Genomic DNA, 23705 nt, shown 5'->3' with positions numbered 1-23705 from the left:
GTTTTGGTTTTGGTTTTGGTTTTGGTTTTGGTTTTGGTTTTGGTTTTGGTTTTGGTTTTGGTTTTGGTTTTGGTTTTGGTTTTGGTTTTGGTTTTAAGCGTTTCGCCCACACCCTGTTTAGTCTAACGATCTCAGATGAGCTTATTTAATCGATATCGAGCTTTCTCCAATTCTAACGATCACCACAAACCTTATTTCGCTGAAAACGCATGATAAATGTCCTTTTTTACATCAAATTCTCCAAATAAGCTCTCCTGAGATCGTTAGAAAATAAATCTGTACAATATCGTCAAAATAGCGTTGCTGGTGATCGTTAGAATTCTGCACACCGAGTTCAAGACCTTAAAACTAAAAGTAATAAGTCCTTCAGTTTAAATTGTTTTGAATTTTTCGATGTAATGGTATACGTCTCTGCCTCTCCTCGGTTGCTTTCACGATCTAAACTTTCTTAATTCAGACTTCTAAGCTCCACACTGTATAGATAACCTTTATTGGATCATACATATCAAAAAGAGCCCTTCGTCAGCATGATCTGCTCACCAAAGGCTCTTATCTCTTATACTTTATCCAAAAAAATACTACTTCACCTCTGCCACACCTTGCCCATCGGGAACCGGAATTCCAAAATTCGGTGTTCCATCTTCATTCCAATGAATTACCTGCGCACGAGCATGGCGGTTCGGATCGTACAGCGGATCTCCCTCAATCTCTTTGTAGTTGCGCGCATGATAGATCAGAATATCGGTTTTGCCATCTGGTGAAACGGTAAAGCTGTTATGTCCCGGTCCATATTGTCCATTCTCTTCACAAGTCTGGAATACTGGTTTCGGTGATTTCACCCAGCTTGCCGGATCAAGCAGATCGGCATCTTCATCTGCCGTAAGTAGCCCCATGCAATAGTGATGATCCGTCGCACTGGCTGAGTAACTGATAAACAGACGACCGTTCCGATGGAGTACGGCTGCGCCTTCATTGACTTTAAATCCGATGATCTCCCAATCGTATTCAGGTGTCGTAATCATGACCTGCTCACCACGCAGTGTCCATGGGTTTTCCATTTCACAAATATAGAGGTTCGAATTGCCGTCAATGCTCGGATCTTTCTGGGCCCAGACCAGATAACGAATGCCTCTGTGTTCAAAGGTCGTGGCATCTAGCGCAAAACTCTCCCATTGGGTTCGAATTTGCCCTTTCTCCTCCCACGTTCCTTCAAGCGGATTAGCGGAATCATTCTCAAGTACATACATGCGGTGATCGAATAAACCCTCGTTCGTTTCACTCGTATGTGCCGCTGCATAGTATATGTACCATTTGCCATCAATAAAATGAATCTCTGGTGCCCAGATGTTTGCACTCATTGGCCCAGTCTCACGCTTCGCCCAAGCGGTTACGGGTTCGGCATCTCTCAAGGCCTCCAGCGTCGTTGCTCGCCGAATTTCAATCCGGTCAAAGGCTGGTACGGAAGCAGAAAAATAGTAGTACCCGTCCGTATGGCGGTACACCCAAGGATCAGCGCGCTGCTCTAGCATGGGATTGGTAAATGTAATGGAATTGGTCATGGGAATGAACCCCTTTCATATGTGTGTTTATGGCTTGAATCTATGATGTGCTCGGTGTGCTTGCGAAAACATATAGAGCAGGGTTGGAGGGGCACAGCGGACGTTCGCGGGCGACAGGGCCTTGGCGCTCTCCTTGCCCTCCGATTTCTTCCTTCACCGCTCCCGGCGGTGGAAATCGGATGTCAAACTCGCACTCGCGGCTCCTTTCTCCCTCTCACTGCTTGTGCCCCGGCGCCAAGCGCTCGTGCAGTACACTCGCTAGCTGGCACCCATCCTGCTTCGAGCCATTAGGCTGGCTCATCGTCTCACTGCTTGCGCCACATGCGATGTTGTCGCCAGCGCACGATGCCTGAGTCTAGGCACGGACTGCATCATGTCCGCGCCCCTCGCTGACCACCCTTCAAGGTCAGCGGTTTACTTCTCAGCTGCGCTGATCTGTTTGCTCCAGACCGCGATGCCGTGGTCGCTCAGACCAGTCATCACCAGCGCAGGCTGGCCTCGCTCCCAATCCCAGGATGGGAGCAGCTTCAGTTCTTCCGTGGAAGCACCGCCCCATGGGCTTTCCTTCCACGTCAGCGTTATCGTTTGTTGGCCATCAAACGTCCAGGTTCCCGAACCGTTCTCGCTTTCGATTTTGCCTTTGCTCGTCAGTGTATATGGCACTGCTTGCACCTGCCCGTTCACAGACGGATCAAGCGCCATGCCCTCCCACGTTCCGGCAATCATCGATTTCGGAATGTCTTGTACGGTCTCTCCGGCATAGCGCTCTGGCGACACGACAGGCCAGCCGTCCTTCGTCCACAACATTTTGCGTACATGCAGATACGGCCAGTTTTTATCGGTCTCGCCTCGTGCATGATGCACGATGTAATAATCGTCGCCATCCTTCAGCACGGAGTTGTGCCCTGGGGCAACCCAGCCCTCACCCTCGGTGAAGCGGTATCCGCCCAGAATTTTGGTGCCAATCTCATACTGCGGCAGGTGCTCCGTATCCAACATTTCATTGCCGTTCATATCCGTATAAGGCCCTGTGATGGAGTCGGCACGAGCTACCCGCACGTTATAGTCTTCGAACAGAGAATCATAAGACACGAACAGGTAATATTTTTGAAACTCGGGATTATACACAATATAGGGTCCCTCGACTGCGCCTTCTTCGGTTGCACGGTCTCTTACTGCGATACGCGTACCATACCCCTTTTCCTTGAACTTGCCCGTATCCGGGTCAAGCGGTGCAATGTAGATCCCGTCGAAAAATGAACCATATACCATCCACGGGTTGCCTAAGGCATCGAGTACCGGATTGGCATCGATGGCATTCAGTCCGTCCTTTTCCTGACCAGCGGTCTTCACAACCAGTCCTTCATCCTTCCATGGCCCCTCGGGAGACTTGGAGGTTTGCAACCCGATGGCAGACTGCGTGCTGCCAAAGCTAGAAGCCGAATAATACAATCGGTACGTATCCCCCGCTTTAATAATATCCGGTGCCCACAGGTTCGTTGCTCCCGTCCAGTCCAATGCTTCCTTGGGGATACCTGACAAAGCCTGCCCCACCCATTTCCAGTTGATCAAATCATCTGATTTTCGCACCATTACGCCTGGTTTCGGTTCCCCTGCTACTCGAACATCTGTGGAATAGACGTAGTAGCCCTGGTCTGTTTTGATAATCGCAGGATCGTGTGCATTGTTAATCGTCCACTTCGATTCATCATCCAGAATCGAGAGATCATACATTTTTGGTTCCTGCGGAGCTTCCGGAAAAACCGGAGGTTTCGCCGTGTCCCCGCCATCTGCACAGCCTACCGTACCTATAAGCATCAGTAACATTAATACCGCAACTCCCTTCCTTGCCCTATGCCGCCCCTTTGGCCCTGTCCAATATTTATCAAGTTTCCGGTCTTTTCGCCCTTCTCGCTCTTTCGATTCATTCCACTCTTCTCGTCTCTCCGGTTCTTTCCATGCTCTCCAATCCCTCATGCCTTTCACCCCTTGACCCCTGAAATCGCAACCGACTCGATAATCTGCTTCTGGAAGATCAGGAAGATGATTAGAACAGGTAACAGTGCCACAATCGATGCCGCCATGATCAGCGGATAATCCGTTTGAATCGCATAGGTCGCGTTAAAGTTCGCAATAACAAGCTGCAACGTTTGTTTCTCAGGTGAATTCAGATAAATAATCGGTGCCAGATAATCATTCCAGATGCCCATAAACCAGAGAATCAGCTGTGCAGCTACCGCAGGTTTAATCAGTGGAAATGTAATGCTGGAATACAACCGGAAGTAAGAGCTTCCGTCGATCTTCGCCGCTTCAATAATCGCATCAGGGACACTAAGCAGATATTGCCGCAGGAAAAAGATCATGATCACGTTCCCGAACAACCCCGGAACAATGAGTGGCAGTAAGGTGTCTACCCAGCCCAGCTTGGAAAACATAATAAATTGCGGAATCATGACCGTCGGATACGGAATCATCATCGAGGCCAGCAGGGCAAGAAACAGTTTGTTTTTATGTGGAAATCTTAACTTGGCAAAAGCAAATGCTGCAAGACTCGACGTAAACGTACCTACCACCGTCACACTGAGTGCTACAATAAGACTGTTCTTGATCCCGCTGAGCAGCGGGCCCGCTTCCCAAATCTCTTTATATTTATCGAACCGAAACACTTCCGGAATCCAGACCGGCGGCAGTGCGAATACATCCTGTTTCTCCTTGAGCGAGGTGGAAAGCATCCAGAGCAAAGGCGCAATCATCGCAATCGCACCGATGGACAGAACGATAAATATAATGGAGTTTGTTACTTTCCTTCTTTGACTATAAGACATCTTCCGTTCCACTCCTTTCCTCGCCCATTAATCCCCGTCGTAGGCTGATCTTTCGTTAAGTTTGAATTGTATAAGCGTAATCACAAAGATGAAGATGCCCAGAATCATGGCCATCGCTGAAGCGTAACCCATCTGCAGGTTGCTAAAGGCCTTTTGCCAGATATAAAAGACGATCGAAGCGGATGCATATTCCGGCCCGCCTGTCGGTGTCATAATGTTCATCTCGGTAAAGATTTGAGAACCCCCGATGATATTCGTCACTACCAGGAAAAAAGTTACGGGCTTCACCATCGGCCAGGTGATATTGCGGAAAATCTGAAATCCATTCGCGCCGTCCAGCTCGGCAGCCTCGTAATAGGTACGGGATACACTTTGCAGTGCCGCAAGATATAACAGCATTGTATAACCCAGACCTTTCCAGACGGTCATGATGATCAGCGCGGGTTTTACTGTATCTTTGTTCGCCAGCCAGTTGGGGCCTTTGATACCAAACAGATCGAGGAACTGATTCACCAGACCGTAGTCTCCGTTGTACGCCCAGTTCCACATGATGGATACCGCCGCCAAGGAAGAGATAACCGGTATGTAGTAGATCACACGAAATGTGGTCGTACCCGGAATTTTACGATTCAGCCCCATTGCAAGTAATAGCGCCAGCAACAGACCAATCGGAATACCGAGCATCAGGTAAAACGTATTAAACATGGCCTTGTAAAAAAGATCATCGGTCAACAAGTCTTTGAAATTGGCAAGCCCGATAAAGTTCATCTGCCCCAGTCCGTCCCAATCGGTAAACGAACCATAGAGGGAATAGAGGAACGGGAATAATACAAAGATCACAAGCCCCAAAACGGGGGGCAAAATAAACAAGTATCCATACATCATCTCTTTGCGATACAAACTCGATTTCGTATTCACGTGTTCACCCCTGTTTCTAAGATCAGCATGTGGCATACATCGATTGGCCTTTTTGAATCCTGGCTTCTGCTCTGTTCCGGTCAATACATGCCACATGCTCGTATGGAATCTGGAAAATAAAATTAAACTAAACGTTTACATCGTTCATTCCGTTACAACGTGTAAAAAATAGCTCATCTTAAATCATCTAACAAACAAATGCCAGCAGCATCGGTTCAGGCTGCTGGCATCCCTTGTCTATCTATTTATTCTGAGATTTCTTCTCCTGCTCCACTGCTTTGTCCAGCAGCTTCTGCATTTTGGGCTGTTGTTGCTTCACATAGTCAGCGGCAGTCATCTTGCCATCGAGTACCGGCTGAATGTCGGTGAAGAACATGTCGTACCACTCCGCGTTGTACGTATAGTTGCCTGGCAACGCACGTCCGTAATCTTTTACGATATCGATGAATTCCTGTTTGTTTTCCGGTTTGGTGGAAGTATCCTTCGCCCACTCATCGGCCATATCAAGCAAGTTCGGAATTTGAACCTTCGCGTCTACGAGTTGTTTCATGCCTTCCTTTGAAGCCGTGAGGTAATTCACCAATGCAGCAGCTTCTTCTGGATGTTTCGTTTTGGCAGATACACCGATCCCGAGGGAACCGATCCATGTGGCTGATTTGCCTGTTGATCCCGCCGGGAAAGGCAGCAGATCATAATCGAATGGAAGCTTTTCAAATGTACTCATATCCCACGGACCCACAGGGAAAAACGCCATCTCGCCTTTCATCCAGCGCTGATACGTATCCAGCGTTTGTGCTTCCTCAATGGAAGGGGTGATCTTATACTTGTTCTGCATATCCGCGAAGAATTGCAACGCTTCCGCGAATTTTGGATCATCAATCGTGACTTTCGTTTTGCTCTCGTCCAGCCAGTCAGCCCCGTTGCTCCATACAAAAGACTGCAGTGCCCACTGTACGTTAAAACCTGTGCCGAATACGTCCGGTTTACCATCCCCATTGGTATCTTTCGTGGCTTGCTGATTCACCTTGATGAACTCTTCCCACGTATACGGCTTGTCTTTGTCAGGGAGTGGAATACCTTCTTTTTCAAAAAGGGTCTTGTTATAACCCAGCGCAAACGGCCCCACATCCTTAGGCATACCGTAAAGGTCGCCTTGTCCTGCCATCTTGCCGTCATAACGATACAAGTCAACGCCATACTTCCAGATATTATCCAGATTGATATCTTTGTTTTTCTCAATATACGGTGTCAGGTTCATTAGCACCTTGCTGTTGACATAGGCCTTCATATCACCTGGAGCAAAATAAAATACGTCAGGCATGCTGTTACCCGTGATCGCTGCACGGAGCTTGGTTGCGTATTGATCCGCAGCGGTTACGATAATTTTGACTTTGACGCCCGGATGCTCTTCTTCAAACTTTTTCACGACAGCCTGATAGGCTTTCTGCTCATCCGTGCCGCCGCGGAACATAAACGTCAGTTCTTTATCCCCGCTTGAACTTCCGCTTCCCCCTCCACAACCTGCAAGCACCAGTGCACTGACCAGCATTAGCAGCATAAACGTGACCCAACTCTTTCTCTCGACCATATGAACCCCTCCTGATCTGGACTTGTAAACGTATTCAATACCATGAATCAGCATTTCTGTTGTTAAATTTATCAAATCCAGATCCTTTTAGTCAATACTTTATTAAAACATTTTATACTTTTATAAAATAAATATCATACTAATACGTCGGCCAGCCGTTTCCGTCCCATAACAAATCGCTAATGAGTAATTTCGGATTGCCATTATCCGTTGCATCATAAGCATGCCGTACGATTAGATTGCCGTTAACCACGTCCTGCCCACCCGGGCCTTTCCATCTCACATTACCTGAGTCCAAAATCGTGCCGCCACCGTTCATCATATTCACTCCGTTTTTGTCAACGTAAGGGCCCGTAATGCTGGTGGATCGACCGTAGACCATTTTGTAAGTACTGTTCACACCTTTACAGCAGGAATCAATTGAAGCAAACAAGTAATAATATCCGTTGCGATAAGTGATACTTGGTGCTTCAATCGCGCCCCCGTTATTCGGACGTGCTGCAATCGAGAAGATGTTACCTGTCGGTTTCATCGTGTTTTTGTCCAACTTCACAATCTTCAGACCGCTCCAGAACGATCCAAAGGCCAGCCATGGATTGCCTGAAGCATCAATAACCAGTTCCGGATCAATAGCGTTGTAATTATTCGATGTATTAGATTGCAGTACAAGCCCCTCATCTTTCCATTGCCCTGCGCCAACGCTGTTTGCGGACGCCAAACCAATCGCAGATCTATTGGAGCCAAAGGTGGAGATGGAATAATAGAGCCAAACTTTGCCGTTATACCGTTGTACGTCCGGTGCCCATACATCCAGGTCTTTCTGTGCGGGGACAGCCGAATTCCACCAGGAGGGTTCACTTAGAAAAATCTGCGGCACACGATACCACGACGTTCCGTTATCTGATTTCAACACCTGAATTCCTGGCCCCGTTGAAAAGGTGTACCAAGAATTGCCCTCTTTGATGATAGTCGGATCATGAACGGCGATATCTCCCGATAGATTCCAAAACGCGGCTAAAGCCCGAGACTGTCCTGCAAGCACTAGCACCATCACCAACAATGCAGGTAAAACCCAACGCCTTTTGGATGAAAACTTCGAGCTGTTCAAGCCATGCGAATGATCTGAATCCCTTAATTCGCCTGAGCCTGATTCCACTTTCACCGTTTTAGAATCCTTCCATGTCTGCCACCTGGAACCCCTCCATGCCTTCCACTCCAGCCGCTTCAACTTCTTCCACTCTAAACTCCTCAACTTCTTCCATGAACTGAACTTTTCCATACCGGAACGCCGCCTCTCCTGATTAAATGGTTGCTTTGGTTCATGAAGTATTAAATCAATTTAAGTATAATAGGATTATAAAAGCGGTTACATGACAATTCAATGGTATATTTCAAATATATATGAATTAATTTAAGGTTTTATTTTTAAGTGTGTGGGGATAAAATCTCGTATAAGCTTTAAAAATTTCATTGTATACATAGGGTATACCTCGCTTTTCTCCGCTCTTTCTTTCGAGCATGTAATGATTTATAATTATCTGAAATAAAACAGTCAAATGTGCAAAAGTCTGCGTAAATAGGCTTTGTTCAGAACGGGGAAAGGACATCCACCTATGATTTATATTAAAGATCTGATGTCAGGTGTGAACATTTTCAAAGCACTCAGCTCCGAGATTCGCATTCAGATTATTGAGTTGCTTGCCAGAAACCAAAGTCTTAATCTTAATGACCTCGCGACCAAGCTCGGACTTAGTAACGGCGCGATCACAATGCATATCAAAAAGCTGGAGGAAAGCGGATTAATTGAGATTAACACGGCTGTCGGCAAACATGGAATTCAGAAGATCTGTTATCTTAACGAGGAAAAATTGATGGTTGATCTGCGTTCGCAGGAGATCCATAACCGGTACGAGGTAGAGATTCAGGTTGGGCATTACAGTGATTATCAGGCGGCACCCACATGCGGGATTGCTACGAAAGACAGCATTATTGGGGAGTTTGATGATCCCCGCTATTTTGCCGATCCGCTTCGGATCGATGCAGAGATGATTTGGCTGGCCGAAGGATATCTGGAATACCGAATACCCAACTACCTGAAGCCCAACCAGACGTTTAGCGAGATTCAACTCTCCATGGAGCTCGGTTCAGAAGCCCCTGGATTCTGTGACAACTATCCGTCGGATATTTATTTTTACGTCAATGGCAAAAAGATCGGCCTCTGGACGAGTCCCGGAGATTTCGGCGATACACGCGGCACGTTTAATCCGGACTGGTGGCCTCCGCACCTGAATCAGTACGGCATGTTGAAGCTGATTCGTATTACGAAGGAAGGCAGCTATATCGACGGATGCCGGATTTCCGACGTCACACTGGATGATATCGCGCTGGATTACAAAAGTGATATCCACTTCCGCATCGCGGTTACCGACGGCCCTGTCAACAAACGCGGCCTGACTATTTTCGGAAAAAACTTCGGCAACTACGGTCAGGGACTGCTTGCGCGGGTGCTTTATAACGTGCAGGAGGACTAGAAAGGGTATGCTTGGAAAGTTTGGCTGAAGAATGCTCCTTATTGTAGAAGAGTGCGAATATGCACTCTTTTTTTAATGATATACTTATGGCCTGTATTGGAAAAGTGATGACGGGTGGGGTTCTATTGAAACTGGAACGGTTAGTCTCGATCATATACAAGTTACTCAATCACGAGGTGTTGTCTGCATCAACCCTTGCCGAGGAATATCAAGTATCGCCCAGAACGATCTATCGGGATATTGATGTAATCTGTGCGGCCGGGTTTCCTGTTGTTTCGCATCAGGGAATGAATGGCGGGTATGGCATTATGAACGGATATAAAATGGATAAAAGCTTGCTCGGCTCCTATGATGTGGATGCATTGATTACAGTGCTGACCAGCCTCTCTACCGTATTTAATGATGTGCGTGCACAGGGTACAATCGAACGTTTGCAGACGATTGGAGAACAGCATGAGAGACCAAACTTAACTGTAGACCTGAATACGTATCGAACTGAGCCCGACTCGCTTTCGCATCTTCGTGCAGGAATCATGCAACATCATGTCGTTCAGTTTGATTACATTAATTCCAAAAATGAGCGCACGACCCGAGAAATCGAACCTGTTCTGTTGCAATTTAAATATCGTAGCTGGTACGTTTATGGATATTGTCGCAGCCGGCAGGATTACCGGGAATTCCGGCTGTCACGGATGTTAAACGTGCATCTGACCAACCGTTATTTCGAACCGCACGCTCTCCCCTCAGAAGAGCCGTCCCTCCCTCCGCCTGTCGCACAGGATATCATGACAGATGTGGTATTTCGCGTATATCCGGATGCACTCGCGGAGGCGCTGGATCATTTTCAGCAGGCAGATAAACAATTTCATGAGGACGGCACCATGACGATGCGCATCCGGGTTCATGAGCCGCTCCAGGCTCCGTGGTTATGGTCGTTCTTGCTGAGTTTGGGAAGTGGTGCAGAGGTTTTAGAACCTGCAGCACTGAGGGATGTTCTGGAGACGCAACTACGAAATGCACTCAAACGCTATGACAAACACAATCATTGAAGCCACACTAGTAGTTAAAGTGGAGGTACATGTTCGGGTAATGTATTATTCGGCATAATGGCCGGATGAATAACCAAACTAGAGAGATTCGCTCAACGCGTATGTTACGGTATAACTCGGTGGATATAATGTTTTTGAAATTTAGTGGAGCCTTGTGAAGCATTGGATGTCTTGTGATGTAGATGTCTTGTGAAGTCTTGTGCTTTGGGTGCCTTGCGAAGTATTGTGATGTGAGAGAAGAAGTATGACACGCTGTTGTCATACTTCTTTTTTTATACTTATTTCAGCAACAAGGAAGGTACTATGAACATCCCATCATTCGCCAAAATAAAGGAGACGATATTCCATGAATCACCCAGAACAAATGTATCACTATCATGTTTGGGCTTCACAGATCATTATGCAACGCATTCAGGAGTTGCCGGCTACTGTGCTGCATCAGGAAGTGAACAGTTCCTTCCCTACTCTCGCGCATGCGCTCAGTCATATGTATGCTGTAGATCAGATGTGGTACCTCGTGCTAACCGGCACCAGCATGCCAGAAGCCTTACAAATCTGCATGACGCGTAACGGAGAAACGTTTGCCACAATAGAAAAATATTTCGAGCGTAATGCCGAACTATCCAATCAATACCTGAATTGGTTCAGTCAACAGACGGATTTGGAGCAGACGTTTCTTCTAGACAATCCCTTTGCAGGCGTACGTCAAACCAGTTTCGCAGAAATGGTCCTACATCTGGTGAATCACGGAACCTATCACCGGGGGAATATATCCACCATGTTACGCCAGTTGGGGCATGCCTCTGTCATGAACGACTATTTCAGATTCTGGTATGAAAATCCCAATACTGCGGAGTAATTCTCTAATGCTTGAAGTCCATTATGCCTGATGAAAGGTCTTGGATATGATGCCATCTGCTCCACTTGAAAAGATACTCACCTTTACCTCCAGAGAAGAGTTAAGACAATGGTTACAGGAGCACGGGACTACAGAGTCCTGCTGCTGGGTTCCTGTGAGTTTGAAGCCGCGCCCGGATACCCTTTTATATCTGGATGCTGTTGAAGAAGCGTTATGCTTTGGCTGGATTGATGGAGTCAAAAAGAAAACTTCCGATGGCCTGTTATTACAACGCTTATCTCCCCGCAGCCGCAAGAGCTCATGGACAGAGCTTAATAAGGAACGTGTGCGCCGCTTAGAAAGGCTAGGCCTTATGCAGGATGCGGGTAGAAAGGTTCTGCCTGACATGAACCCTGAAGCTTTTGTTGTAGATGCCGAGATTAAGAAAAGGTTAACTACGGACAGACAAGTGTATGATCATTTCGCAGCTTTTCCTCACCTCTATCAACGGGTACGCATCGACACGATCCAGAGCGTTAAACGGCAGCCAGATCTCTTTCAAAGCCGACTTGATAAGTTCATCCAACATACGAAGGCAAATCAACTGTATGGTCAGTGGCATGATAACGGAAGGTTGTTGCATGATTAAAGCATGTGTGTATTAGTTCGGCCGACCAGCCGGTTGAATGTTGACCCAGAACCCAACCGGTTGATTTTGGCTCAGAACAGAACTTGAATAATACTGCGCACAATGCTGTTTGTATAACACGCACCGCCCTGCTTCTGTTCATCATTCACCCTGTTGCCGAGTTTCTAACGATCACAGGAGACGCTATTTAGCCGTTTTTCGCTTGACTGAAATTCTAACGATCACCAGAAACCTTATTCTCCGATTGTTAGCTATTTTCGAGGCGAAATTAGCCTAATTTACTGAAAAAGCGTCTCTGAGGATCGTTAAATTTGAAAACACCCTATTTTCACCAAAATAAGCTCTATGGTGATCGTTAGCGCTTTAAGCTCACTCATCACGCAGGCTCTCCACACACAAAAAAAGGCCAGCCAGTAATTACTGGCTAACCTGATCTTACGAAACCCATCAGCCCTGCCCAAACTTTCCCCGTGGTTGGATACTATCCAGATCACTTTACTGGTAACTGGCTGGCACCCTTTCATAGAGCATACGATCAGTTAGATGGTTTTCTGTTTTCTTCAAGTCGGTTCAATTATCCCTAGCAGCTGACAGGTGAGACGAGCAAATTTTACTACACTAATTTACTTACCAGAAGGCTGAGCTTCAGCGGTGTACCCTGTTGGAATTTCGGCTTCTGCCGTTACTTTGGTAATCACCATTGGATACATCTTATCCGGATCAGGCTGCACGATGGAGTATTTGACAATAGCGTGTTTATCCTTCTCCAGTTTGACCTCATCAATTTTCAACCCGTATCCCGGATGCGGCATTTCAGCCGTCAGGGTCACTTTGCTTGTTTTGTCATCTACCTTGCTGATTGTTACCGCTGGTACGATCGCTTGCTGTCCTTCACCGGGATTCGTTGGAGCTGGTTCAGTTGAACCGTCATCACTGTGCTGATCCACAAACTCAAGCGCATTGAAAATCATACTGGCTGCCTCCATACGAGTAAGCGACTGATCTGGGCGGAAATTTCCATCCTTGTCCAGTTCAATGATGTTCATATTCAGCAAGTTCTGGACCGCAGACATGGCGTCCTTACTTAATTTTTTTTCATCCTTCACTTCATTATACTTCATGATTACCGGATAATTACCAGTCGTGTTAATTCCCTCATGCAGCAAAATAACAAATTGTTCGCGCGTCATCTTGCCTTGCGGATTCACCTCTACCGGAATGGACAGGCCATTCTGAGTTGCCGCTTGCACAGCATCTGCATACCAGGTATCTGGACTAATCTTATTCTGCGCGGAAGCTTCTGCATATGCATTTTGTAATCCAAATGCTTTAACAATCAATTGAATCCCCTGCGGTTCGGACAAAGCAACATCAGGTCTGAACAGATCCGCCGTTACTCCATTTACGATCCCCTTCGATTTCAAGGTATCCACAACCGTCTTCTGGCCTTCATCCTTAATGTCGGAAAATGCAAATACTGAAGCACCTCCTGCTGTCAAAGAAACGCATAGCGCAAGTGTTGCAGCCAATCCTTTTTTATGTTTCATTTCCTGGCACCTCCATTATGATTAGTAAAACCTGTTTTTCATCTTTTCATCCCTACAGACGGGACATCTTCGTAAAATGTTTCAGTTCTTTTCGCATTTGGTGAATACAACTTCATAACCATGCATATGATTTGCGGTGTAACGGCAACGCATTTTATGCTGTCATATCACCATGAAAAACCTCATTTACATGGTTCTGACAGAAGGAATACGTTAAACATCAAGGGTTTACTTCCCTCTCTTCATTCCAGGCAGAGTACATTGACAACAACTCATATTAGCGCGAAAATATAAATAGAAAGATTTATCGGTTGACGGATAAATAACAAACAAGTTCGCATAAAGTAAGAGGGCATGACACGCTACGATCAGGTGTCTGCCCTTTTCTTGACTTCGTAACAAAGGAGAACCCACACCTATGTCCAAAAAAGGTTTGCTGCGCGGTTATGTGTTGTCCAACTGGCCTATCTATCTCCTGGCTGTTCTTTTGATCATTGCGTCCAATGTCGGTCAGGCCTCCCTGCCCCGTATTCTAGGCAACTTTACGGATCAACTCCTACAAAACACACTCCAGATGCAAACGGTGATCCGTTACAGCTTATCGCTGCTTGCGATTGCAATTGCATATAACCTGCTGTTTGGTACCGGCCAGTTCATGATTATGAAGCTGGGCCGGCGATTTGAATTTATGACACGCGAGCGGATATTCCGCAAGTTTTCCGAGCTTAGCGAGCACTATTTTTCCAAACAGGGCAACGGCAAGCTGCTCAGCTATTTTATGAACGATGTCACGTCCGTCCGGGAAGCCATATCCAACGGGGTTACCATGATGACCAATGCGGCCTTTCTATTATTGTCCTGTGTAGTGATGATGCTGCTTAGTGGCATTCCGCTGACACTGATCTTAATCAGCATTGTACCGCTGCTCGCCATTCCATTCCTGGTTGTTTTCTTCGGCCCACGGATTCGAAAGCGCTCCCGTGATGTGCAAGAGGCGCTCGCCACAATGACGGAATCTGCCGAGGAGCAGCTTGGCGGTATCCGCGTAATCAAAACATTTGCCATTGAAGATAACGCTCGTTCACGTTTTGGCGCAACCGTCGATGATATCAAAAATAAACAGCTGCGGTTAGTTCGTCTTTCCTCCCTTTTCCAGGCGACACTTCCTTTGCTCGGTGCAACGTCTCTCGTGATTTCGCTGCTGATTGGCGGCATGCTAACGATGCAAAACTCCATTACGCTAGGCAGCTTTGTCGCCCTGACCTTGTATCTGCGAATCATTATGGGACCACTTCAGCAGATTGGTAATGTGATTAATACGATGCAGCGCTCGGGAGCCTCACTCGAAAGAGTAAATGATCTTCTCAGTGAAGAGCCCGATGTACAGGAAATCCCTGAAGCGGAGACACTGCAAAACATGCAGGAAATTAAGATCAACGATTTGACGTTCCGTTATCCAGGCAGCTCCTCGCCTGCGCTAAAAAATATCCAACTCCAGATCCATGCGGGGCGTACAGTTGGAATTGTCGGTAAAACAGGTTCAGGCAAAAGCACACTGGTCAAGCTGCTGCTCCGTACATACGAACCGCCGGAAGGCAGCATTTTCATCAATGGCACAGACATTCGGGAACTATCACTGGACAGTCTCAGGTCTCAAATCGCTTATGTACCTCAGGACGGCTTTCTATTCAGCACCACCATACGGGACAACATTGCATTCAGCGACCGCGAAGCACCTATGGGTGACATAGAAGACAGCGCCAAACAAGCGATGATTTATGAAAATATTGTGCGTTTCCCTGATCGTTTCGATACGCTGCTGGGTGAACGTGGACTTACGCTGTCTGGTGGACAACGGCAACGTACCAGTCTCGCTCGCGGATTGATTAAGCAGGCTCAAATCCTAATTTTGGATGACAGTATGAGTGCTGTAGATGCTGTTACCGAAACAGGGATTCTCCGCAGTCTGCGTAAGATCGGCAAAGGCAAAACCACCTTGATCATCTCTCACCGTATCAGTGCCGTTCGTCATGCGGATGTCATCCTTGTACTGGATGAAGGACAGATTGTTGAACAAGGAACGCATACGGAGTTGATGGCTACCAAAGGGCTGTATGCAGCGACCTATCGCTTGCAGGAGGAGGGGTTACATCATGTCTGATGCGGTAAAATCGGAGACCTCCACCAAAGATCATCACAGTAAACGTGCTTCATTTAAAGAAATGATGGGCTATGCCAAACCGCATCGTTGGGCATTTGCCGGTATTTTCTTTTGCTCCCTGCTCGGCATTTCAGCTGATTTGCTACAGCCTTATCTGGTGAAGATTGCGATCGATGACCATCTGGCTGTTGGCCAAACCAGTACCTTGTTTCTCGTTAAACTCGCCGCCGTTTTTCTGGGGCTGGCTGTAATCAGTTTTATTTTTACCTATATTCAAAATAATCTGTTGCAACATGTCGGTCAGAGCATCGTCTCCCGCATTCGCAAAGATTTGTTCAGACATATTTCGAAAATGTCCATGTCCTTCTTCGACCGCTTTCATATCGGCAGTCTCGTAACCAATGTATCCAGTGATACAGAAACGATCAGCAGTTTCTTCACCCAGGTACTGCTTAGTCTGATCCGGGATGGCATGATGCTGGTGCTCATTATCTTTTTCATGTTTCAGCTTGATCCCATGCTCGCCAGTTATTCCCTCATCGTACTTCCGGTCATCGCCGTTGTGGCTGCCCTGTTCCGCCGCAGACTGCGAAGTGCCTATCAGAATGCACGCACGCGTCTCTCCCGACTCATTGCGTTTACTGCGGAGAATTTGTCTGGCATGTTTCTGATTCAAGCATTCCATCAAGAGGAAGAGCAGAGGAAACGGTTCAAAGAACAGAATGCCCTTCATCTGGAGGCGAACATTACACAGGCTCGCTCGAATGTCATATTTAACCGGACGTTTGATATCCTGGGCAATGCGGCATTGGTGATGATGGTGTGGCTTGGCGGTCGCGCCGTGCTCGGTGAGTCTTTACAAGTCGGGGTGCTGTATGCATTTATCAGCTACATTCGTCAGTTTTTTCAACCGATCAATCAGATTACGATGCAGTGGAACACCTTTCAGTCCACCACCGTTTCGATGGATCGGATCTGGAACATTTTGAACACAAAGCCTGAAGTACATGATCCGTCCCCGGATCAAGCTTTTCCGCTGGAATCACAGCATGTGATGGGGCAGATTGATTTTAATGATGTATCCTTCGGTTACAAGGCGGATCGTCCTATTATTCAACATATGAATCTACACTTGTATCCCGGGGAGATGGTCGGTATTGTGGGTACAACCGGAGCGGGCAAAAGCACACTGATCTCTCTGCTCAATCGGTTCTATGACGTTAATCAGGGCTGCATCCAAATCGATGGCACCGACATTCGCCACATTCCGCAAGCTTCACTTCACCGGATTGTGGGTCTGATTCAACAGGAGCCTTTCCTGTTCTCGGGTACCATTATTGATAACGTAAGAATGTTCAGGGAAGATATTACGCGTGAGCAAGCAATGGAAGCATGCCGATTTGTTGGGGCAGATGTGATGATAAGTCGTTTGCCGCAAGGCTATGACACCCGTCTGTCCGAGCGCGGGAGCGGGTTATCCGCCGGGGAACGACAGCTGATCTCGTTTGCACGAATCGTTGTATTTCAGCCACGGATTCTTATTCTGGATGAAGCCACTGCCAATCTGGACTCGCACACTGAACAACTTGTACAACATGCGCTCGAATCCGTATCCCAAGGCAGAACAACCATTGTGATTGCACATCGCCTGTCTACAGTCATGCATGCTGACCGAATTCTGGTCATGGAACAAGGCGCTATTGTCGAGGAAGGATCGCATCAGGAGCTGGTTGCGAGCCAAGGAGTTTATGCGGATTTGTACCAGCACGCACGGGAAGCCGGACAGCAGCCCAGCAAGCTGGGATAATATTTTTCACGTTAGTTTGAATCACAACATTCATCGGACAGGACAATTAGAACTGGAACTGCTAAGATTGCTAAGATTAAATCATTGTTCACATGTATTTGCACCTAAATCCCATCCGATCTCGTAAACTTAAATATAGGCTGACACGTCAAACAGGCCGTCTGCTGATGCAGGCGGCACTTTTACATATGAAGATGGATAGAAAGGAGAAAAAAATTATGTTGTCCATAACATCCGAACATCAGCAGGGGGAGATTCGCTATCATCGCGTCACAGCCATCTGGAAAGGATGCCTCTGCCTACTGTTCCTTGTCTTATGTCTCCTGTTATTATGGGTCATCATAGCCGGAAAGACCGAGAGTGTGGAAAAAATCTATTATCCGATGGCTGCTGTACTTGGCATGTGGATGGTCGGGCCATTTTTCTTTATGTTTCTTTCCCGGTCCATTTCGAAATCAACCGTAATTGTATCCTGGGATAAAGCATCTCTTCATGCAGGTCATCGCTCCATTCCGTGGAACCAGATTCGCAAAATCGAAGTTGCCACTCCTGCCAGAAGCAAATGGCAACTTTCTCCCTCACCCATGTACGCCTTGTATTTGAAAGACGCAACACGCGTTCATATTCATACGGATCATCTATTCGGAAAAAAAGAGTTGCAATCCTCCTTGTCTACTCTCCAAAAGACGTTACGGGAACATCAAAGACAAGACCTGGACTGATCAGTCCAGGTCTTGTTTTTGTATGATGGGTATAGATGAAAGTTGAATTCTAGGTGAGTTGTATTCTACCTTTCAAGCCCGTATCCAACTCGCCGAAAAAGCAGTGTCCCTCCACTTTAATTCTTATGAATACACTCTACACCTTTAGTATTGTGATTTCTCCACCCCAATGGATAAACTCACCCTATAATTACCCAGCGGCAGCAGAGCCTCCAGCAGTTCACCGAGCTGCTCTGTTGTTCCTGTCTGCACCTGCATCAGATAACAGCCCTCTCCACTGACCCGGTGGACTTCGACAACGTCCTCGCGCTCTGCAATAAACGTACGAAAGGCAGCATGTTTATCGCCAGAGTTCAGAAATACCGTGACAAATGCCTTCAAGCCAAGGCCTAGGCGGTCCGGGTCCCATTTTACCGTATACCCTTCAATAACTCCCAGGTCCTGCAGCTTGCGTACTCTCGCGCCAACCGCTTGTCCGGTCAGATGCACTTCCTCTCCAATCTCCTTGTTCGAACGCTTGGCATCCCGAATCAGAATCTGTAAAATGCGTACATCTGTGGCGTCTATCGTTTCGTTCATGGGTATTGAGCATTCCTTTCACCTTGAAAATAGTCGGGACTATATGCATTCAGCAGGTTATGTACGACCTGAATCGGGTTGTATAACATATAGGATAATACTAAGAGAGAACCCAAAGGAGTGCAAACAAAATGAAAATTCAATTGATACGTAACGCCACACTGTGGCTGGAATACGGTGGTTTAAATATTCTGGTTGATCCGATGCTGATGGATGCCGAGAGCATGCCCGCCTTTCCAAATACACCGAATGAACTGCGTAACCCTAGAGTCGATCTCCCCGAAACAGAAACGGATTACCTCAAGCCAGATCTGCTGATTGTAACGCATACCCATCCCGACCATTGGGATGAAGCTGCCGCGAGCCAATTGCAAAAGGATATCCCCTTGCTTTGTCAGCCGGGGGACGAGCCTATTTTCATAAAAGCGGGATTTACGGATGTAACGCCTGTCGATGTGAAGCATGAGCATCATTCGGTGCAATTCTCGCGTACTTCTGGTCAGCACGGTACAGGAGAGATTGGCAAACGTATGGGTAAGGTATCCGGTTTTGTGCTTGAAGCGGATGGAGAACCGGTCACCTACATTGCCGGAGATACGATCTGGTGTGATAAACCTGCGGCAGCAATCAAGCAATATAAACCAGAGGTCATTGTCGTCAATGCCGGGGGTGCACGCTTCTTGCAGGGCGATCCCATCACTATGGACGGACCCGACGTTGCCGCCGTAAAACACGCTGCACCTTCCGCTCACCTCATCGCTGTACACATGGATGCAATCAACCACTGCATGACGACACGCACTGATCTAGCTGCGTATCTGGCAAAAGAACAGCCGGAGGATAAAGTACTCATTCCAATGGATGGCGAAAGCTTCGAGTTTTGAATCACCGGCGTAAGCGAAGGGGCATTTCTTTAAGGATGTTTAAGTAAAAGACCGCATCCCTTTTCTTTAGAGGGATGCGGTCTTTTACGGATACTTAGTGTTAATTAAGTTTAGTTTAATTTAGTTTGCATGCTACTCAGATCAAATTAGCCTTGGCAAGCAAACGTGCTACCATCTGAGCCACCTCGGCGCGGGTAACAAATGCATCAGGCGCCAAATCAGAGTTGCCTCGACCAGTGATAACACCTGCTTCAATCATCTGCGCAGCACTCTTGACAGCCCAGGTGGATATATCTTTTTCAAGCCCATGATCCGCAAGAATCTGCTGAGCCTGAGTCTCTGATATGGTGGCGGATGATGTTGCCAGTTCCAATGCTCTGGCTAATAAAACCATAGCTTCTTCCCGGGTCATATTACGGTCAGGTTTGAAGCTTCCATCTGCATAACCGTTAACCAGATTATACTCATGGGCGCTGCCAACCGATGCTGAATACCACGCTGTCTGTGGTACATCAGAGAACATATTGTTCACGGCTCTCGGCGCAATTCCCAGCGCTCGTGTAATGATCGTGGCAAACTCGGCGCGGGTCATCTGCTGATCCGGACTATAATTTCCATTTCCTGTTCCCTCAATGATCATTCTAGAGCCCATATCATTTACGGTGTTCTGTACCCAATGCCCAACCACGTCCTTAAATTGAACGGGATTCAGAATCAGGGCATACGTGCTGTTGCTCAGACTGTTGATTACCGCTACATAGCGTCCATCTCTGAGCGAAATACGAGTAGGTACATGCCGTACGGTTCCGTCCGGGTTAACAACGACACCTGTAGTAATACCGGAATTGGTTTTACCATTTTCAAGCGTGATTGTTCGCTCGACATACATGTTAAATTGATGGATATCTACGGATTGATTTTCGTACACACCCCTCACTGCAAATTCAACGGGTGCACCCTCAAGTGTAAATTGATTTTGTTGAACAGCGCGATTTACAGCATCATTTGCTGCCTGAGTAGGTTTGCCCATCTCCACTTGTACCTTTATGTTCTGCAAGGCAGTTCCCCCGCCAAAACCTTTCGCAAGTGAATCAAGTGAAATCTGGCTGACAGGAAGGCTGTACGTTGCAAAATCCGTCTGTAACTTCAGAACCGCGCGGGATGCTTGCATCTCTTGAATCATGGAGCTGTCCAGTTCACCAACCAAAACGTCTGCCCCAGAAGGCACCAGAATGGTAACCACAGCACCTGAGCCCTCGGTAGCCAACTTCTGTTTTAATTTTTCCGGATCAATGCCAACCTTGCTTACAATTTGACCATTTTTGGTCGTTTGAGTTAAGAAGCCAATCTGTTCGGATACACCATTAACCAAAACGTTAATGCCTTGATTCATGCCTGGCTGTGTTGTCGATGTTGTACCTCCGGTCGTTACCCCACCTGAACCAGAGCTGTTGTCTGAACCACCTCCGCTTGAAGGCAACGCAGGAATAACGGTATTTGAAGGAGTAGATGCGAGACTGCTACCTACTACATTAATCGCTTTAACCGCAAACGTATAACTTACGCCATTGGTCAGACCCGTTATGGTCATTGGGCTTGAAGTTCCTTTTACCTGGATATTGCCTGGGGAAGCTGTCACTTCATATTCAGTGATCGGGCTGCCTCCATCCTCACGTGGAACATCAAAGGTGATCGTCGCCTGACCATTGCCTGCAATTGCTCTTACATTCCTTGGCGCATGAGGAACGGTAGGAATGTTCAACCAAGGTGTCGCTTCACTAACCACACCGTTTATACGCTGCACTACGTAATACTCGCCGCCTGCTGGCAGATTGTCAAATCGCATTTTGCCGTCGGATTGCAGTTCAGGCGCACTGGAAACCAGGGTGCCGTCCGTTAGATATAAGCTGACGGTTGCTCCTGGATAGACTTGATCAACATCCAGATACCCGATACCCACACTCCCCACAGGGTTCCGCAAATGAACGCCGACAAAAACGGAATTATCACTTTCTTCACCGTCTATGGTTTGTGTTACATAGTACTCTCTATTATCAGGTATTACATTTTCAAAACGATATGTGCTTCCTGTAACGGGTTCGGAGGTAGCTTTCAATGTGCCGTTGCCCTCTACCAGATAAAGCTTCAATACAGCTCCAGTGGTGAATCCGCTTACGTCAATATATTCAGTCCCTGTTACTACTGTAGGACTTCCAGGTTTAGAGATCGAAAGCTGAACTTTACTGGTGGCTTCACTAACTACGCCGTTAATCTGTTGCTGGGCGTAATATTCAGTTCGTTTCTCCAATCCTGTAAAGATGACTTTGTCGGGCTGTTGCATGTTCGGCATGTCTGATGAGACCAGTTCCCCATTCCCTCTGTATAAAGAAACGGTTGCACCTGGATATACATTGCTGACCGTTACCGAACTGGAGTCAGCGCTGGCTTGTGGTTTTCGCAAAGTGGAATTTACGAATTCAGAATTCGTACTTGCCTCTCCGTTAACCGTCTGAGTAATGTAGTATCCTCCCCCGGATTGAGGCTCAACGAATTGAAACAGGTATGGGCTCTGTGTTACAGGAGGCGACGTGGCTACATGGGAGCCATTCGATGCGCGGTACAGTTTCAGGATCGCTCCGGATGTAAAACCGCTGACCTCAATGCTTTCCTCCTTGCCTTCAGCTACAGGTTGCCCCGGAATGTTTGGTGATACGTAAACGGTATCAGAATCCCTGACAACTTCATTGATGGTTTGCTTCGCAAAGTAGTAGGAACGACTGTTCAGATTAGGAAAAATGACCGTTCCATCCTGTTGCACATCAGGTGAGCCGGAAACCAAAGTTCCATCCTGATTGTGCAACGTAACGGCTGCCCCTGGATAAATGTTGCTGACTTTGATTGAATTAGCATCCACACTGGCTTGCGGTTTTCGCAAAATGGAATTCGTAAAATCAGAATTCGTACTTTGGACATTGTTTAATGTTTGGGTTACATAATAGCCTTCCTTTTGAGGCACTACAGAATTAAACGTATAGTACGTAACATCCGTCACGGAAGGTGAAGTCGCTTTCAATTCACCATTACTCACCTGATACAGCTTTAGAATGGCACCCGCATGAAAGTCGCTGACAACAATCTGTTCGGGTTCCAGTTCCGGTCCCAGTCCGGCTTGGGCTGTAGGCCTTTCTGGAGTTACAGTGACTTGGTTGGAGCCTGTACTAACGACTTCATTAAATTTCTGATTAACATAGTAACCTGTTCCTGCTGTCACGTTTTTGAACAGCACCGTGTTAGGGGATTGTAATTCAGCGGTGATGCCAACAGGTGTCCCGTTGGATTCATACAGTTTCACTTCCGCTCCAGGATAAACATTGGTAACCTTGACTTGCTCCACATCCCCTTCCGCTTGAGGGATACGGAGACTGGCATTAACAAAAACTGAACCATCACTTACTGCACCGCCCACTGTTTGAGTTACATAGTACTGCTCATGATCAGGGACGACTTGCTCAAACAAATATGTGCCTGTAACGGGTGGAGACGTAGCTACCAGTCCTCCGCCATTGACCCGGTAGAGCTTCAGTACAGCACCGGCTTCAAAGCCGGTAACCTCAATGCTTTCCTGCTTGGAGGCAACCATTGGCGCAGCTGGAGCAGCGAGCACCACGGGCACTCTCCCCCACATCGTCAGAACCAAACTCAAAATCATGCAGATTGCTGTAACCCTCAAAACCAACCTTTGCTCCATAGCATCGCTCTCCCTTTTCACCTGTGTATACTCCGGGACGGTTTAACGCGGAACACCCCCGTATTGCCGATAACGTCTGGAATATACTGCTATACTATCATAGAAAATATAATATAAGTTGATATTTTTCGACTTTATTCGCTAAAAATTTCATTTTCTACATTACATTAGACAGACCTGATTCCCTGCAATCGTCATTCGTATGATGTAACTTGCTCGCGGGCCTTTCTAACGATCACAGCAGACCCTATTTGGGCTGTTTTTGCCACTTTGAAATTCTAACGATCACAGCGGACCTAT

17 protein-coding genes are annotated in these 23705 nt (G+C 47.0%); 8 read left to right on the top strand and 9 right to left on the bottom strand.

The annotated features are described in order from the left end of the window. Window positions 1-578: 578 nt before the first annotated feature. The 6 genes from ABIE27_RS16435 to ABIE27_RS16410 form a co-directional block, all read right to left on the bottom strand. On the bottom strand, window positions 579-1559 hold the full coding sequence (locus tag ABIE27_RS16435) for a glycoside hydrolase family 43 protein (RefSeq protein WP_123063157.1): 981 nt from the start codon (window positions 1557-1559) through the stop codon (window positions 579-581). 414 nt (window positions 1560-1973) lie between these two features. Continuing rightward, on the bottom strand, window positions 1974-3386 hold the full coding sequence (locus tag ABIE27_RS16430; protein WP_429350995.1) for an arabinan endo-1,5-alpha-L-arabinosidase: 1413 nt from the start codon (window positions 3384-3386) through the stop codon (window positions 1974-1976). A gap of 155 nt (window positions 3387-3541) precedes the next feature. Next, complete coding sequence (locus tag ABIE27_RS16425; protein ID WP_090918394.1) at window positions 3542-4384, bottom strand: carbohydrate ABC transporter permease; 843 nt, start codon at window positions 4382-4384, stop codon at window positions 3542-3544. Window positions 4385-4411: 27 nt separating this feature from the next. Continuing rightward, window positions 4412-5302 carry a carbohydrate ABC transporter permease gene (locus tag ABIE27_RS16420; protein WP_090918396.1) on the bottom strand — a complete coding sequence of 297 codons (891 nt, stop codon included), beginning with the start codon at window positions 5300-5302 and terminating at the stop codon, window positions 4412-4414. 241 nt (window positions 5303-5543) lie between these two features. Next, the gene (locus tag ABIE27_RS16415) at window positions 5544-6890 is read right to left on the bottom strand and encodes an ABC transporter substrate-binding protein (RefSeq protein ID WP_123063156.1); all 1347 of its coding nucleotides are present in this window, start codon (window positions 6888-6890) and stop codon (window positions 5544-5546) included. 139 nt (window positions 6891-7029) lie between these two features. Then, window positions 7030-7941 (bottom strand): glycoside hydrolase family 43 protein, encoded by a 912-nt coding sequence (locus tag ABIE27_RS16410; RefSeq protein ID WP_123063414.1) that lies wholly within the window; start codon window positions 7939-7941, stop codon window positions 7030-7032. A gap of 562 nt (window positions 7942-8503) precedes the next feature. Between ABIE27_RS16410 and ABIE27_RS16405 the strand changes: the two genes are divergently transcribed. From ABIE27_RS16405 to ABIE27_RS16390, 4 genes are all read left to right on the top strand, one after another. After that, window positions 8504-9421 (top strand): ArsR/SmtB family transcription factor, encoded by a 918-nt coding sequence (locus tag ABIE27_RS16405; protein ID WP_123063155.1) that lies wholly within the window; start codon window positions 8504-8506, stop codon window positions 9419-9421. A gap of 125 nt (window positions 9422-9546) precedes the next feature. After that, the gene (locus tag ABIE27_RS16400; protein ID WP_123063413.1) at window positions 9547-10470 is read left to right on the top strand and encodes a helix-turn-helix transcriptional regulator; all 924 of its coding nucleotides are present in this window, start codon (window positions 9547-9549) and stop codon (window positions 10468-10470) included. A gap of 346 nt (window positions 10471-10816) precedes the next feature. Beyond that, entirely contained in the window at window positions 10817-11329 is a 513-nt protein-coding gene (locus ABIE27_RS16395; protein WP_123063154.1) for a DinB family protein, read from the top strand. Window positions 11330-11378: 49 nt separating this feature from the next. Beyond that, window positions 11379-11957 (top strand): YdeI/OmpD-associated family protein, encoded by a 579-nt coding sequence (locus tag ABIE27_RS16390; protein ID WP_123063412.1) that lies wholly within the window; start codon window positions 11379-11381, stop codon window positions 11955-11957. A 623-nt stretch (window positions 11958-12580) separates the two neighbouring features. On the opposite strand, the gene ABIE27_RS16385 is transcribed toward ABIE27_RS16390, so the two are convergent. Then, window positions 12581-13504 carry an S-layer homology domain-containing protein gene (locus tag ABIE27_RS16385; protein ID WP_123063153.1) on the bottom strand — a complete coding sequence of 308 codons (924 nt, stop codon included), beginning with the start codon at window positions 13502-13504 and terminating at the stop codon, window positions 12581-12583. Between the two features lie 418 nt (window positions 13505-13922). Here ABIE27_RS16385 and ABIE27_RS16380 point away from each other — a divergent pair, with 418 nt between their 5' ends. The 3 genes from ABIE27_RS16380 (at window position 13923) to ABIE27_RS16370 (ending at window position 18194) form a co-directional block, all read left to right on the top strand. Continuing rightward, a complete protein-coding gene (locus tag ABIE27_RS16380) occupies window positions 13923-15665 on the top strand; it encodes an ABC transporter ATP-binding protein (protein WP_123063152.1) in 1743 nt (580 codons plus the stop codon). After that, window positions 15658-17472 carry an ABC transporter ATP-binding protein gene (locus ABIE27_RS16375; RefSeq protein ID WP_429350980.1) on the top strand — a complete coding sequence of 605 codons (1815 nt, stop codon included), beginning with the start codon at window positions 15658-15660 and terminating at the stop codon, window positions 17470-17472. The genes ABIE27_RS16380 and ABIE27_RS16375 overlap by 8 nt, the downstream gene beginning before the upstream one ends. 218 nt (window positions 17473-17690) lie before the next feature. After that, window positions 17691-18194, top strand: coding sequence for a hypothetical protein (locus ABIE27_RS16370; protein WP_123063150.1), 504 nt, complete (start codon window positions 17691-17693; stop codon window positions 18192-18194). Window positions 18195-18338: 144 nt separating this feature from the next. On the opposite strand, the gene ABIE27_RS16365 is transcribed toward ABIE27_RS16370, so the two are convergent. Beyond that, on the bottom strand, window positions 18339-18773 hold the full coding sequence (locus ABIE27_RS16365) for an Lrp/AsnC family transcriptional regulator (protein WP_429350979.1): 435 nt from the start codon (window positions 18771-18773) through the stop codon (window positions 18339-18341). A gap of 131 nt (window positions 18774-18904) precedes the next feature. On the opposite strand from ABIE27_RS16365, the gene ABIE27_RS16360 reads away from it, so the two are divergent. Further along, a complete protein-coding gene (locus tag ABIE27_RS16360; protein ID WP_429350978.1) occupies window positions 18905-19657 on the top strand; it encodes an MBL fold metallo-hydrolase in 753 nt (250 codons plus the stop codon). 136 nt (window positions 19658-19793) lie between these two features. Here the strand turns inward: ABIE27_RS16360 and ABIE27_RS16355 are convergent, their stop codons facing one another. Next, a complete protein-coding gene (locus tag ABIE27_RS16355; protein ID WP_429350977.1) occupies window positions 19794-23366 on the bottom strand; it encodes an S-layer homology domain-containing protein in 3573 nt (1190 codons plus the stop codon). Between the last annotated feature and the right edge of the window lie 339 nt (window positions 23367-23705).

It is taken from the genome of Paenibacillus sp. 4624, from assembly GCF_050435065.1.
Classification (GTDB): Bacteria; Bacillota; Bacilli; order Paenibacillales; family Paenibacillaceae; genus Paenibacillus; species Paenibacillus amylolyticus_D.
Note: the sequence above shows the minus strand (reverse complement) of the source record. Positions and strands in the feature narration are given on the sequence as shown.